The following is a 12,799-nucleotide window of genomic DNA, read 5'->3' on the forward strand; positions in this document are numbered from 1 at the left end:
CGACCCGGACGACCCGCGCGTCGCGGGGGCACGACCTCCATCGCGGCAGCCTCCCGAATCCGCACGCCCGCGTCCACGCCTGCTGCGCCGCAACCGGGTCCGTCACGCCCGGGACGTACGGGCCACACCCCACCCCGCATGGGTGTCCGGCCCGATGGTCGCCACGGCCGGCGCCCGACAGGGTCGACCCCGTCGGAGCCCGCGGACCGCGACCGGTCGGCGGGCGACCTCGCGCGGTGCACCCGGCACCCGCGACACTGTCGGGGCGGGTGATCGGAGTGGCGGTGCCACCCGGGTGCGCGAGGGAGCGAGACCATGAGGGCGCACGACGTCGTCGACGAGGTGGACCTGGTCGGGCTGAGCGATCCGGTCGTCGTGGCCGTGCGGGTGATGGCCACGTCCGGGCTCCCCGGCCTGATCGTGGTCGACGACCACAGGCGCCCGGTCGCGGTGCTGCCGGGCACGCAGGTCCTCCGCCTCACGGTTCCCCGTGCGCACCAGGAGGACCCGTTGCTGGCGCGCACGATCGACGAGTCACACGCGGACCTGTTCTGGCAGGAGGTCGGCACGCTCACGGTCGGCGACCTGTTGCCGCCTGCGCCGCGGCACCCGGCGACGATCGGCCGGGACGCGACGCTGCTCGAGGTCGCCGCCCTGATGGCACGCCTGCACAGCCCGCTGCTGGCGGTGGTCGACGGCGCGGGGACGGTCGTCGGCGGGATCACGCTGGCGCGCGTCCTGTCCACGCTCACGCGGTAGCGGGCGTTCCCCCGCCGCGGGGGTCCCGGTGCTGAGCCCCGCGCTGGCCCTGGGCATCTTCGTCGTGGCGTTCGGGTTCATCGCGACGGAGAAGGCCGACAAGGTCAAGACCGCGCTGGTCGCGGCCGGCCTGATGACCGCCATCGGGTTGAACGCCGGGTCCGAGATCTTCTTCTCCGAGCGCGGCGGCATCGACTGGAACGTCATCTTCCTGCTGCTCGGGATGATGATCATCGTCGGTGTCATCAAGCAGACCGGGGTGTTCGACTACCTGGCGATCTGGGCGGCCAAGCGCTCCCGTGGCCACCCCTACCGGCTCATGGTCATGCTGATGGTGATCACCGGGATCGCGTCGCCGTTCCTGGACAACGTCACGATCATCATGCTGATCGTGCCGGTGACGGTCGTCGTGTGCAGGCGGCTCCAGGTGCCCGCGCAGCCGTACATCATCGCCGAGGTGCTCGCCTCGAACATCGGGGGCGCGGCGACCCTGATCGGCGACCCGCCGAACATCATCATCGGCAGCCGGGCCGGCCTGTCGTTCAACGACTTCCTCGTGCACATGGCTCCGGTGGTCACGATCGTCTTCGTGCTGTTCGTCGGGCTCACGCGGTGGTTGTTCCGCAAGGACTTCGTCCACAACCCGGACAAGGTCGGCGAGGTGCTCGCCCTCGACGAGCGGCGGGCGATCACCGACATGCGACTGCTCGTCCGCTGCCTGTGCGTGCTCGCCCTCGTCATCGCCGGGTTCGCCCTGCACAGCGTGCTGCACCTGGAGCCGTCGATCGTCGCCCTGCTCGGGGCGGGCGTGATGCTGCTGGTGTCGCGGGCCGACGTCGGCGAGACGATGGAGGAGGTCGAGTGGCCGACGCTCGTGTTCTTCATCGGGTTGTTCGTGATGGTCGCGGGCCTCGAGCACACCGGCGTCATCTCCGCCATCGGGACCTGGGCGGTGGGCGTCGTCGGGGACGACATGTTCGCCGCGGCCACCGCGCTGATCTTCGGTTCCGCCGTGCTGGGCGCGTTCTTCGACAACATCCCCTACGCCGCGACGATGGCGCCGATCGTCGAGGACCTGGTCGCCGGGTCGTCCGACCCGGCAGGGGCGGGCGCGCTGTGGTGGGCGTTCGCGCTCGGCGCCGACTTCGGCGGGAATGGGACGGCCGTCGCGGCCAGCGCGAACGTCGTCGCGATCGGGATGGCCGCGCGCACCGGCAACCACATCTCGTTCTGGCAGTTCACCCGGTACGGGATCATCGTGACCGTCGTCAGCTGTGTCCTGGCCTGGATCTACGTGGCACTGCGGTACTTCTAGGCCGGCGCCCACGGCGTCGCCGCAGGCAGCCGCAAACCGGCACGAACTCCCGCGCCACCTGCGGGTTCTACACTGGGTCGAATGGTTCACGGCGTCGCGGTGCTCCCTCCCCTGACCCTGCTGCGGGTCGCGACGGCGTGGCGGTTCTCGCCCGGTGCCGCCGCCGCGATGGCGGCGCTGGCCGGCCCGTACGCGGCCGGGGTGCGCCGGCTCGGGCGTCCCTGGGAACGACGGCGGGTGGCCGCCTTCGCCATCGGCGTCGGGCTGGTCGGGGTGGTCGGGATGTCGTTCGTCGGCGTCTACGACGACACGCTGTTCTGGGTCCGGGCGCTGCAGAACCTCCTGCTCGTGATGGTCGTGCCGCTGTTCCTGGCGCTCGGCGCGCCCGTCACGCTGCTCGCCGCCGCCGTCCCGCACCGGTTCCGGCCCACCGCGCGTCGCTGGTTCCACTCCCGGGCCGCCCAGGTGGCGACGTTCCCGCTGGTGGTCACGCTCGTCCTGGTGCTACCGCTGCTGGTGCTCTATCTCAGCCCGCTCTACGAGCAGACGTTGCGGAACGCGGTCGTCTCCGGTGTCGTGGCCGTCGTCCTGGCGGTGTGCGGGTTCCTCTACTTCTGGAGCCGCATCCGGGTCGACCCCACGCCCCGGGCCGGATCGCACCTGGTCACGCTGTGGATCACGATCGTCGAGATGGTCGCCGACGCCGTGCTCGGCGTCGTGCTCTGGCTGGGTCCGCTCGTCGCCACGGCCTGGTACGTCGCGCTGCACCGGGACTGGGGCCCGTCGCTGCGCACCGACCAGCTGCTCGGGGCGGGCGTGCTCTGGGTCGGCGGCGACGTCGTCGGGCTGCCGTTCATCGGGATCGTCCTGCACCGGTTCTCCACCGAGGACGCGCAGGCGGCACAGGAGATCGACGCCGAGCTCGATCGCGCCGAACAGGCCTCGGCGGACGGTTCCGGCGAGGACACGCCCACCGCGAGGCTGTGGTGGGAGGACGACCCGCAGATCGCCGACCGCTTCCGCCGAGGCTGATCACCGGCCGGGCGCACAGGAGCCCCACAGCCGGGCGTCCTACGCTGCGGTCATGGGTCCGAGCCCGCGACGCGTCCCCCGGAGGGTCGTCACGGTCGCGCTCGTGATCCTGGCGGTCACCGCCATGGCCACGACGTCGGTCGGCATCCGGGCGGACCGGGCGCGGGCCACGGCCGTGCCGGCGGCCCCGGTCTCCCCGTCGGCCCCTGCGGCGCCTGCCGACGCGCAGACGGCGGCCGCCCGGTATCCGGCCGTCGGCGCGCTGTTCTCCGGCACCGCCGACGACCCGGGCGACCACTTCTGCACCGCGTCCGTGGTGTCGTCCCCGGCCCGGAACATGCTCATGACCGCGGCGCACTGTGTCTCCGACGGCGACGGGTCACCACCCCGGACCGGCATCGTGTTCGCCCCGGGGTACCAGGCGGGCGACGCGCCGCACGGGTACTGGACGGTCACCTCCGCCGTCGTCGACACCGCGTGGCTCGACGACGGCGACCCGGACGACGACGTCGCGTTCCTCACCGTGGACCGGGCAGGCTCGCCGCCGATCCAGCAGGTCACGGGCGCCTACGGCGTGGACTTCGACGGCGACGGCGCGCCCGTCGGCGTGATCGCCGTCGGCTACAACCTCGACGACGAGGAGGCGACGACGGTGTCCGGCACCGCGGTCCCGTGGTCGCCGACGCAGTGGCAGGTCGCCGCGCCCGGCCTGTCCGACGGCACCAGCGGCGGACCGCTGCTCAGCGGCCCCGGCGACACCGAGATCGTCGGCGTGATCGGCGGCTACGAGCAGGGTGGGGACACCTCCGACGTGTCCTACGCCGCGGCACTGGGGTCGTCGTTGCAGTCGCTGCACGACCAGGTGGGAGGCACGGACTGACCGGACGGCCGTGCGACGGGTCGTTCCCGGTCGAACGGTCCCGTGGCGCCCACGTGCCGCGTCCGATGATCGGCCGTAACGCCGGCACCCGTGGCCGGGATACCACCTCGGAGTGTTCGACCGCTCATCGCGGACCGACGACGAGGACGGACGTACGTGGACCTCAGCGACACCGTGCAGATCGTGATCGGGGTGCTGGCCATCGTCGCATCCGTGTACGTCGCCAGGGTCGTGTACCGGCTCGAACGCCGTGACAAGGCGGCCGAACGGGCCGAGCAACAGGCCAGGGACCAGGAGGCCGAGATCCGGCGACGGTCCGAGGTCGCGGCACAGGAGTCGCGGGTCGTCCGGCGTGAACAGCACGGTGAGGACTACCGTCGGGCGGCCCGCGCTCTCGACTCCCTCCAGCACGTCTTCGATGCGGTCCGACGCGGGCCCCTGAACAAGGCGGAGCTCCGGGAGCTCGGCATCGACGCGGCGCTGGCCGAGGTCAAGGGCATCAGCACCCGGATCGACGGGTTGGGGGAGACGCTCGGGGCGGTCTGGTCGGCCGGGGCGACGGTGCGAACGGAGTTCTTTCCCGGAGCGGCGGAGTTCCGCTACGCGTTGTCCGCGGACCCGTCCCGCCAGGCCGAGACGCTGCTGGCGCAGATCCACCACGCGGTACGGGCCGGCAGTCCGCAGCCGCGGAGTCGGGGTCTCGCTCCGTCGTCGTCGCGAGAGCGGCCATAGACCAGGACTGGGCGGGCCCGCCCGGTCCGGCGTGAGCGGCGTGCGGTCAGCCGTCGCGCTGCCGTCCGGTGAGCCGCTGCCACCACGGGGTATTCCGCAGCCGCCCGTTGGCGGCGGCGCGCGGAGCGTTCCCGGATCGCGCGGTGCGCAGCTGGCCCTCGAGCTCGTCGACGAGTGCCCGTAACGCACGGATCTGTTCCTCGCCGCGTTCGTAGCGGCGACGCTCGAACTCGGCCCGCTCGTAGTGCAGGTCGACCAGATCCTGCGTGCTCGTGTTGATCTCTTCGAGACTGGTGACCTGCTCCTTCAGGCGGTCCCGCTCGCGTTCCGCGCCCGTCAGCCGTTCCCGGACCGCGTGCAGTTCCTCTCGCAGGCGCTCGACCGTCTCGTCCGCGGCGATGATCTGTGGTGACGAGAGCGCCTGCGCGGCGGCCCGGTCGTCGCCCGAATCCCGGGAGGCGCTCTCGCGCAGCATCTCGCGGTGCCGGACCTCCTGGGCGAGACGGTGCCGGAGCCGATCCTCTTCGGCCTGCAGGTGGCGGATCTCGGCCCCGAGCTCGGTCTGACGGTGCCGGAGATCGTCGATGTACGCCTTGAGCTGCGGCGAAGCGGGAAGGTTCGAGCCTGTGTCGTCAGTGCCCACGTCCCGGCTCCTCCTCGTGCCGCCGCGCCCGGGACGGCTGCACGCGCAGCGGCTCGTCGGGCATCTTGGGATACTCCGGCGGGTAGGGCATCTCGCCGATCCCCTTGTCCTCCAGGTCCTTCGCGTACCACTCGAGCGCCGTCGTGCACTCCCCCACGTGCGCGTCCATGTCCGCGTGCGCGTCGCCGTGGCGCTCCAGCAGGCCGGGCACCGTGCGCAACGTGAACTCGTCGGGATCGACGTCGGTGAGCGCGTCCCACGTGACCGGCATCGAGACCGTCGCGGCGGGCAGGCCGCGCACCGACCAGGCCGAGGCGATCGTGCGGTCCCGCGCCGCCTGGTTGAAGTCCAGGAACACGCGCTCGCCGCGCTGCTCCTTCCACCAGTCCACGGTGGCGCGGTCCGGGATCCGCTCGCACACCCGGCGGGCGATCGCGATCACCGCGCGCCGGACGTGCACGAAGTCCCACTGCGGGTGGATCCGGCAGGCCACGTGGATGCCGCGCCCACCGGACGTCTTCGGCCAGCCCGTCAGGCCGGCCTCCTCGAGCACCTCACGGAGCACACCGGCCACCGCGACGGCGTCGTGGAAGTCGGTGCCCGGCTGCGGGTCCAGGTCGATCCGCAGCTCGTCCGGGTGGTCGGTGTCCGCGCAGCGCACCGGCCACGGGTGGAAGTCGAGCGTGTTCAGGTTCGCCGCCCACGCGATCGTCGCCGGCTCGGTGATCGACACCGACTCGGCCTTGCGGCCGCTGGGAAACGTGACCGTGCACGTCCGGACCCAGTCCGGCGCACCCTTCGGCACGCGCTTGACGAAGAACGGGTCGCCGTCCACGCCGTCGTTGAAGCGCTTGAGGTTCGTCGGCCGGTCGCGCAGCGCGCGGGCCATCGGCTCGCCGACCGCCACGTAGTACTCGACGACCTCCCGCTTCGTGATCCCCTGAGCGGGGAACGCGACCTTGTCCGGGCTGGTCAGCCGCACGTCGCGGACCCCGTCCGGACCCGGAACCTGCAGCATCACGACGTCACGGCTCGCCACGGCTGGGAAACCTACCGCTCGCGGACTCCGAACCGGCATGTCACGCGGAACGGATACGCTGGGCGGCATGGGTCACGGGCCGCAGGACCGCTCGCCGCGGTTCGACGACGATCTCGTCGGGCTGGACCCGGACGACCCGGAGGCCCGCGCGTTCGCCGCGCACCTGGACCGGATGCAGCGGGTGCCGTCGTGCACGGTCGAGGGCTACATCCGCGACGTCGGCCACTTCGCCGAGGAGGCGAGCCGGGCCCGCGGCAGCCGCGGCATGGCCGGGAAGGCGTTCGTCGCGCTGCTCCTGCTGATCGCGTTCTGGGTGATCGGGAACGCGCTCTACTTCGTGGTCACCACCTGGTTGTGAGCGCAAGCGGCCCCGGAAGGGTTAGCGTGGTCGCATGGGTCTGTTCAGCCGCAAGTCCGACTCCGGATCGAACACCGCCGACACCGCTACCGAGCCGGAGCCGACCGTCGTCAAGTCCGACGACGAGTGGCGGGCCCAGCTGAGCCCCGCCGAGTACCAGGTGCTGCGCAAGGCGGGCACCGAGCGCCCGTTCACCGGCGAGTACACCGACACGAAGACGACCGGCGTCTACCGCTGCCGCGCCTGCAACGCGGAGCTGTTCCGGTCGGACTCGAAGTTCGAGTCGCACTGCGGGTGGCCGTCGTTCTTCACGCCGCTGGCCGGTGAGGCCGTGATCGAGCGCGTGGACAACTCGCTCGGCATGCGCCGGGTCGAGGTGCTGTGCGCGACGTGCCACAGCCACCTCGGGCACGTGTTCGAGGGCGAGGGGTACGACACCCCCACCGACCTGCGCTACTGCATCAACTCGGTGTCGCTCTCGTTGGAGCCGGCGGAGAGCTGACCACCGCCGCACCCCTTCTCGGCGTGTCGCACCGGTTGCGACGGGTGCGGCACGCCGAAGCGGGGTGCGCGGGCTACGGCAGGGTCGCGACGAGATCGCCCGGCTCGACCCGCGGGCCGGTGAAGAACGGGATCTCCTCGCGCACGTGCAGGCGGGCCTCGGTGCCGCGCAGGTGACGCATGAGGTCGACGATCCGGTGCAGCTCGTCGGCCTCGAACGCGAGGATCCACTCGTAGTCGCCGAGCGCGAACGCCGGCACGGTGTTGGCCCGGACGTCCGGGTAGTCGCGGGCCTCCTTGCCGTGGTCGGCGAGCATCTTCCGGCGCTCGTCGTCCGGCAGCAGGTACCACTCGTAGGAGCGCACGAACGGGTAGACGCAGACGTAGCGCTTCGGGTCCTCGCCCGCCATGAACGCCGGCACGTGGCTCTTGTTGAACTCCGCGGGGCGGTGCAGCGCCGTCTGGCTCCACACCGGCACGGACGCCCGGCCGAGCGCGGTCGTGCGGCGCAGATCGGCGTAGGCGGCCTGGAGCGCCTCGATCGTCTCCGCGTGCCACCAGATCATGTAGTCGGCGTCGTGGCGGACACCGGCGAGGTCATACACGCCGCGGACGGTGACGCCCTTGTTCTCCAGGCCGTCCAGGTACTCCTGGGCCTGGCGGGCCGCCTCGGCCCGGTCCTCACCGAGCCGTCCGGGCTCCACCCGGAACACGGACCACATGGTGTAGCGGATGGTGTCGTTGATTGCCTTGTGGTCGACGCGGGCCATGCGTCCATGCTGCCACGCGGCCCCGGACGGGGACCGCACCACCGTGGCCGTCGCCACGCTTCGTCCGTGATCACCCGGGGATGCCCGGCCGGGCCGCCACCGGACCCGACCTCCGGTCGCCCCCGGCACCCACATGATCGGCGACTCAGGCGGATCACGGCCATGTACGGCCGCCTTCCTCCCGAGTCGCCGATCATGGCCGCCGGCCTGTGCTCGACTGCCGGCCGTGTCGTCGGCCCTCGGGCCGGGTGCCGGACCGTCAGCTCCGCCGCGATCCGCCGGGCCGCAGCCCGGACCGACCCAGGCCGAGCCGACCCAGGCCGAGCCGACCCAGCCCGAGCCGACCCAGCCCGAGCCGACCCAGCCCGAGCCCAACCAGCCCGAGCCCAACCAGCCCGAGCCCAACCAGCCCGAGCCCACCCCGGCCCGAGCCAAGCCCACCCCGGCCCGAGCCCACCCCGAGCCGAGCCCACCTAGGCCGAGCCCACCCAGGCCGAGCCCACCCAGGCCGAGCCCACCCAGCCCGAGCCCACCCCGAGCCAAGCCCACCCAGCCCGAGCCACCCCGAGCCGAGCGACGCAGGCCGAGCCGAGCAACGCAGGCCGGGACACCGGCGCCGTTGCAAGGCCGAGCCCGCCTACTGGCCAATCTCATGATCGGGAGTTCGGCACGGACGACGGCCGTGGGTGGCCGGGATCGACTCCGAATCGCCGATCATCGCGGTCGGGACCGGCCGATACCGACCACGGTGTACCGGCCGGGTCACCACCAGCCGTCGTCCGAACCGCATCACCGACCGGAACCACCGTGATCAGCGGTTCCGCGCGGAACGGGGCCTCCAGCGCCCACGATCACGACCAATCCGCCGATCATGGCCGGTGGCCGGTGGCCACCGGGAAGATCGGTGCTCCGGTAGGGAACGCCGCTACCGGTGGCCGGGACCGGCACCAGATCGCCGATCACCACAACGGGCGCCAGGCCGGCTGTCCGCTGCCGACCCCGCAGTGGGCCGGCCGACGTCGGGCCCGACCGCTGACAGCGGTCCGGCACAGCATGATCGGCGACTCGGGCGGATCGCGGCCACCCACGGCCGACATCCCCGGAGCCACCGATCATGGCCGCCGAGCCGCGTCGAGATCGTCAGTCGGGCACGGATCGGCGCCGCTGACGGCCGCTGACGGCCGTTGACGGCCGCGATCGACGCCGGCCGGCACGAGTGATCAGATGCCAGGCCGGGTGGCCGAGCCCGTCAGGCCCGCCGGCCGGCGGTCAGGCCCGCCGCGACCCGTTCGGCGGCCGCGCGGGCCGTGCCGACGCAGGCCGGGACGCCGACACCGTGCAGAGCGGCCCCGGCGACGGCCAGGCCCGCCTCCCCCGCCACGGCCGACTCCAGCGCGGCCACACGGTCCAGATGTCCGACGGCGTACTGCGGCAGCCCGCCGCCCCAGCGTCGAACGTGCACGTCGACGGGCTCGGCGTCGATGCCGTCCAGCTCGCGCAGGTCGGCGCGGGCACGGGCGACGAGCTCGTCGTCGTCGATCTGCAGCGCGGCCGCCTCGCCGAAGCGGCCCGCCGACATCCGGAGCCGGACGACGCCGTCGTCGCCGAGGTGCGTCCACTTCGTCGACGAGTGCGTCAGGCCCTTGATCGACAGCGGCTCGTCGGAGGCGATCAGGCAGCCCGACGTCGACGGCGCGGCGACGTCGGTCCCGCGGAAGGCCAGGGCGACGACGGCCGACGACGCGAGCTCGATCCCGGACGCCGCCTCCGATCCGGCGGGCACCACGCCGTCGAGCAGCCGGCGGACGGCGGGCGCGGGGACGGCCAGCACGACGGCGTCGGCGTCCAGCGTCTCGGGTGCGGGGACCGGGCCGAGGACCAGCCGCCAGCCGTGCGGCGTGCGCTCGAGCGAGCGGACCGTCGTCCCGGTCCGGACGGTCGCCGCGGAGGCCGCAGCCAGTGCGTCCAGCACGACCCGGTATCCCCCGCGGACGGCCCCGAACACCGGTCCCGCGGCGGCAGGCGGAGGTGCGGCACCTCCGGAGGCGTGCTCCCGGTCGGGGGCTCCGGCGCCGCGACCGTCGCGCACCGCCTCACGGGACCCGTGTGCTCCCGCGGCCGGTTGCCCGACGGGCGATCCCGGTGCGGGACGCGGGCCCGCCGCGAGTGTCCCGCCGGACGGCCCTGTGTGCCCGCCCGGCGCCGGCGTGGCACGCGATGCGGCCTCCGACGACCCGGACGAGCGGCTCGCGGCGAGTGTGCCGCCCGACGAACTCTCCGTGCCGCGCGGAGCAGCACCCGACGGACCCTCCGTGCCGCGCGGAGCTGCGGACAACGTCCCGCCCGGCGCACCTGACGTCGTCATCCCGGCCGTCGCGGCGGCCGTGACCGACGGAGCACCCGCGTCCAGCGCCGCGGCCAGGGCGGGCACGGTGGCGCGCACGCCGAGCCCGTCGACCCTTCCGGCGTAGACGCCGCCGAGCAGAGGGTCGGCGATCCGGTCGGCCACCTCGTCGCCGAAGCGGTCGCGCAGCAGCGCGCCGAGGGCGACGTCGGAGCCCGCGTCCCAGTGCAGCGGGCGCGAGGGCTCCAGCTCGACGGCGGCGAGCCCGGCGGAGGACAGGACCTCGTCCAGCGTGGCCCCGGCCCCCGGAACCCCCATCAGCGTGCCGCGCGGCAGGCCGACGGTCCGGCTGCCTGCCCGGATCGTCGCGGTGGCCGCCGTCGGGTGGACGATCGCGGAAGCCAGGCCGAGCTCGTCGAGCAGCGCGGGCATCTCGGGACGGCGGGCCAGGAACGCCTCCGCGCCGACGTCGAACGGCACGCCGGCCAGATCGACCGTGCGCAGCACGCCACCGAGCCGGTCCCGCTGCTCGAGCACGACGATCTCCGCCGACGGCCCGAGGAGCGTTCGCAGCCGGTGCGCGGCGGCGAGCCCGGAGATCCCGCCGCCGACGACCGCGACCCGCGTCATACCGGCTGGGCGTGCACCGTCTCGACGGTGCGGCTGATCACGTCCGGGTCGGTGTCCGGAAGCACGCCGTGCCCGAGGTTGAACACGTGCCCCGCGGTGCGGGTTCCCTCGGCGGCGATCCGCGCGACCTCGGCGTCGATCGCGTCCTGACCGGCGAACAGGACGGCCGGGTCGAGGTTGCCCTGCACCGGCGTCGCACCCCCGGCACGCACGGCGGCGACGTCCAGTGGCGTCCGCCAGTCGACGCCGATCACGTCCGCCCCCGCGGAGGTCATCGCGCCGAGCAGCTCGGCCGTCCCGACCCCGAAGTGGATCCGCGGCACACCCGCGTCCGCGAGCGACCCCAGCACGGCGGCCGAGTGCGGCAGCACGAACTCCCGGTAGTCCCGCTCGGACAGCGCGCCCGCCCACGAGTCGAACAGCTGCACGGCGTCCACGCCGGCCTCGACCTGGCGACGCAGGAACAACCCGGTCAGCTCGGCGAGCCGGCCGAGAAGCCGGTGCCACAGGGCCGGCTCGGAGCGCATCAGCGCCTTCGTCCGCTCGTGGTTGCGGCTCGGACCGCCCTCGATCAGGTAGGAGGCCAGCGTGAACGGCGCACCGGCGAACCCGATCAACGGGGTGGCGTCGAGCTCGGGCAGCAGCAGACCGATCGCGTCGGCCACCGGCTCGACCCGGTCCGGCGTCAGCTCCGGCAGCGCGTCCACGTCGGCCGACGTGCGCACCGGGTGGTCCACGACAGGGCCGGTGCCCGGCACGATGTCCACCCCGACGCCGGCCAGGTGGAGCGGGACCACGATGTCGGAGAACAGGATCGCGGCGTCCACCCCGTGCCTGCGGACCGGCTGGAGCGTGATCTCGCAGGTCAGGTCCGGCGTCAGGCAGGCCTGCAGCATGCCGCTGCCCGCCCGCAGCGCCCGGTACTCGGGCAGCGAGCGACCGGCCTGGCGCATGAACCACACCGGCAGGCGCGACGGCCGGCGCCCGCGCGCGGCCTCCAGGAACGGCGACCCGGCCAGCTCGCGACGCGCGGGAGCGTCGGCGACGGAAGGGGCAGGTGCGGTCGTGCCGTTCTGAGCTGCCATGACGTCGACAGTCTCCCACGCCTGTTCACCCCGACGCGCGCCGCCCCGGCGCGCCTGACAACCGTGCAGGAGCCGAACGCCTAGAGTCCCCGCCCGTGCCGGATTCGCCCACCTCACCGCCGCTGTTCCTCCGTGCGGTGCGGTCGCTCGCGGCGGTGAAACCCCGCTCCGAGCTGGTCGTCCGCGATCTCGACGCCCCACCGCGACTCGCACCCCACACGTGGGCGACGAGCGTGGAGGCCGACATCGGCCACCGCGGCGACGGGACCGACGACCTCGACGAGCCGGACACGTCCGGCCGCCTGATCCTGCTGTACGACCCGGACGGCCAGGACGCCTGGCACGGCGAGTTCCGTCTCGTGTGCTTCGTGCAGGCCCGCCTGGAGCCGGAGCAGCTCGGCGACGAGATGCTGCCGCAGGTCGGCTGGTCCTGGCTGACCGAGGCGCTCGAGTCGTCCGGGGCGGGCTTCACGGCACTCACCGGAACGGTGACGCAGACGGCCTCGGTGCGCTTCGGTGACGGTGGAGGCGGCCCCCGCGAGGACGACGTCGAGCTTCGCGCGTCCTGGTCGCCTACGGAGAGCGACGCCGACCTGTCACGACACGCCGTGGCGTTCGCCGCTCTCGTCGCGTCGGCGGCGGGTCTGCCGCCGCTCGGCGTACCGTCACTCCACCGAACGACGGGCTGAATACGCGCTGGTCACAGCGCTA

At 73.3% G+C, this 12,799-nt stretch carries 13 protein-coding genes; 8 read left to right on the forward strand and 5 right to left on the reverse strand.

Translation table 11 applies throughout. The features are described 5' to 3' along the window. The first annotated feature begins 315 nt into the window (after positions 1–315). The 5 genes from EV378_RS03570 to EV378_RS03590 all read left to right on the forward strand — a co-directional run bounded on the left by EV378_RS03570 (position 316) and on the right by EV378_RS03590 (position 4,718). A complete protein-coding gene (locus tag EV378_RS03570) occupies positions 316–759 on the forward strand; it encodes a CBS domain-containing protein (RefSeq protein WP_132421305.1) in 444 nt (147 codons plus the stop codon). A 31-nt stretch (positions 760–790) separates the two neighbouring features. Beyond that, complete coding sequence (locus EV378_RS03575; protein ID WP_132427342.1) at positions 791–2,074, forward strand: ArsB/NhaD family transporter; 1,284 nt, start codon at positions 791–793, stop codon at positions 2,072–2,074. An 81-nt stretch (positions 2,075–2,155) separates the two neighbouring features. Next, the gene (locus EV378_RS03580; RefSeq protein WP_132421306.1) at positions 2,156–3,106 is read left to right on the forward strand and encodes a cytochrome c oxidase assembly protein; all 951 of its coding nucleotides are present in this window, start codon (positions 2,156–2,158) and stop codon (positions 3,104–3,106) included. Positions 3,107–3,158: 52 nt separating this feature from the next. Further along, positions 3,159–3,986 (forward strand): trypsin-like serine peptidase, encoded by an 828-nt coding sequence (locus EV378_RS03585; protein WP_132421307.1) that lies wholly within the window; start codon positions 3,159–3,161, stop codon positions 3,984–3,986. A gap of 156 nt (positions 3,987–4,142) precedes the next feature. Then, complete coding sequence (locus EV378_RS03590) at positions 4,143–4,718, forward strand: hypothetical protein (RefSeq protein WP_132421308.1); 576 nt, start codon at positions 4,143–4,145, stop codon at positions 4,716–4,718. Positions 4,719–4,764: 46 nt separating this feature from the next. On the opposite strand, the gene EV378_RS03595 is transcribed toward EV378_RS03590, so the two are convergent. Beyond that, a complete protein-coding gene (locus EV378_RS03595) occupies positions 4,765–5,361 on the reverse strand; it encodes a hypothetical protein (RefSeq protein ID WP_132421309.1) in 597 nt (198 codons plus the stop codon). Continuing rightward, the gene (gene ligD / locus EV378_RS03600) at positions 5,351–6,379 is read right to left on the reverse strand and encodes a non-homologous end-joining DNA ligase (RefSeq protein ID WP_132427344.1); all 1,029 of its coding nucleotides are present in this window, start codon (positions 6,377–6,379) and stop codon (positions 5,351–5,353) included. Before ligD ends, EV378_RS03595 begins: the two co-directional genes overlap by 11 nt. An 88-nt stretch (positions 6,380–6,467) precedes the next feature. Here ligD and EV378_RS03605 point away from each other — a divergent pair, with 88 nt between their 5' ends. Together EV378_RS03605 and msrB are read left to right on the forward strand one after the other, a co-directional pair. Further along, on the forward strand, positions 6,468–6,758 hold the full coding sequence (locus EV378_RS03605; protein ID WP_132421310.1) for a hypothetical protein: 291 nt from the start codon (positions 6,468–6,470) through the stop codon (positions 6,756–6,758). 34 nt (positions 6,759–6,792) lie between these two features. Then, positions 6,793–7,260, forward strand: coding sequence for a peptide-methionine (R)-S-oxide reductase MsrB (gene msrB / locus EV378_RS03610; RefSeq protein WP_132421311.1), 468 nt, complete (start codon positions 6,793–6,795; stop codon positions 7,258–7,260). A gap of 73 nt (positions 7,261–7,333) precedes the next feature. On the opposite strand, the gene hemQ is transcribed toward msrB, so the two are convergent. The 3 genes from hemQ to hemE form a co-directional block, all read right to left on the reverse strand. Continuing rightward, positions 7,334–8,029 carry a hydrogen peroxide-dependent heme synthase gene (gene hemQ, locus EV378_RS03615; protein WP_132427346.1) on the reverse strand — a complete coding sequence of 232 codons (696 nt, stop codon included), beginning with the start codon at positions 8,027–8,029 and terminating at the stop codon, positions 7,334–7,336. A 1,249-nt stretch (positions 8,030–9,278) separates the two neighbouring features. Beyond that, positions 9,279–11,003 (reverse strand): protoporphyrinogen oxidase, encoded by a 1,725-nt coding sequence (gene hemG, locus EV378_RS03620; RefSeq protein ID WP_132421312.1) that lies wholly within the window; start codon positions 11,001–11,003, stop codon positions 9,279–9,281. Beyond that, entirely contained in the window at positions 11,000–12,088 is a 1,089-nt protein-coding gene (hemE, locus tag EV378_RS03625) for a uroporphyrinogen decarboxylase (RefSeq protein WP_132421313.1), read from the reverse strand. The genes hemG and hemE overlap by 4 nt, the downstream gene beginning before the upstream one ends. Positions 12,089–12,183: 95 nt before the next feature. Between hemE and EV378_RS03630 the strand changes: the two genes are divergently transcribed. Continuing rightward, the gene (locus tag EV378_RS03630; protein ID WP_132421314.1) at positions 12,184–12,777 is read left to right on the forward strand and encodes a DUF3000 domain-containing protein; all 594 of its coding nucleotides are present in this window, start codon (positions 12,184–12,186) and stop codon (positions 12,775–12,777) included. Positions 12,778–12,799 lie beyond the last annotated feature (22 nt).

The organism is Pseudonocardia endophytica (assembly GCF_004339565.1).
Lineage (GTDB): Bacteria > Actinomycetota > Actinomycetes > Mycobacteriales > Pseudonocardiaceae > Pseudonocardia > Pseudonocardia endophytica.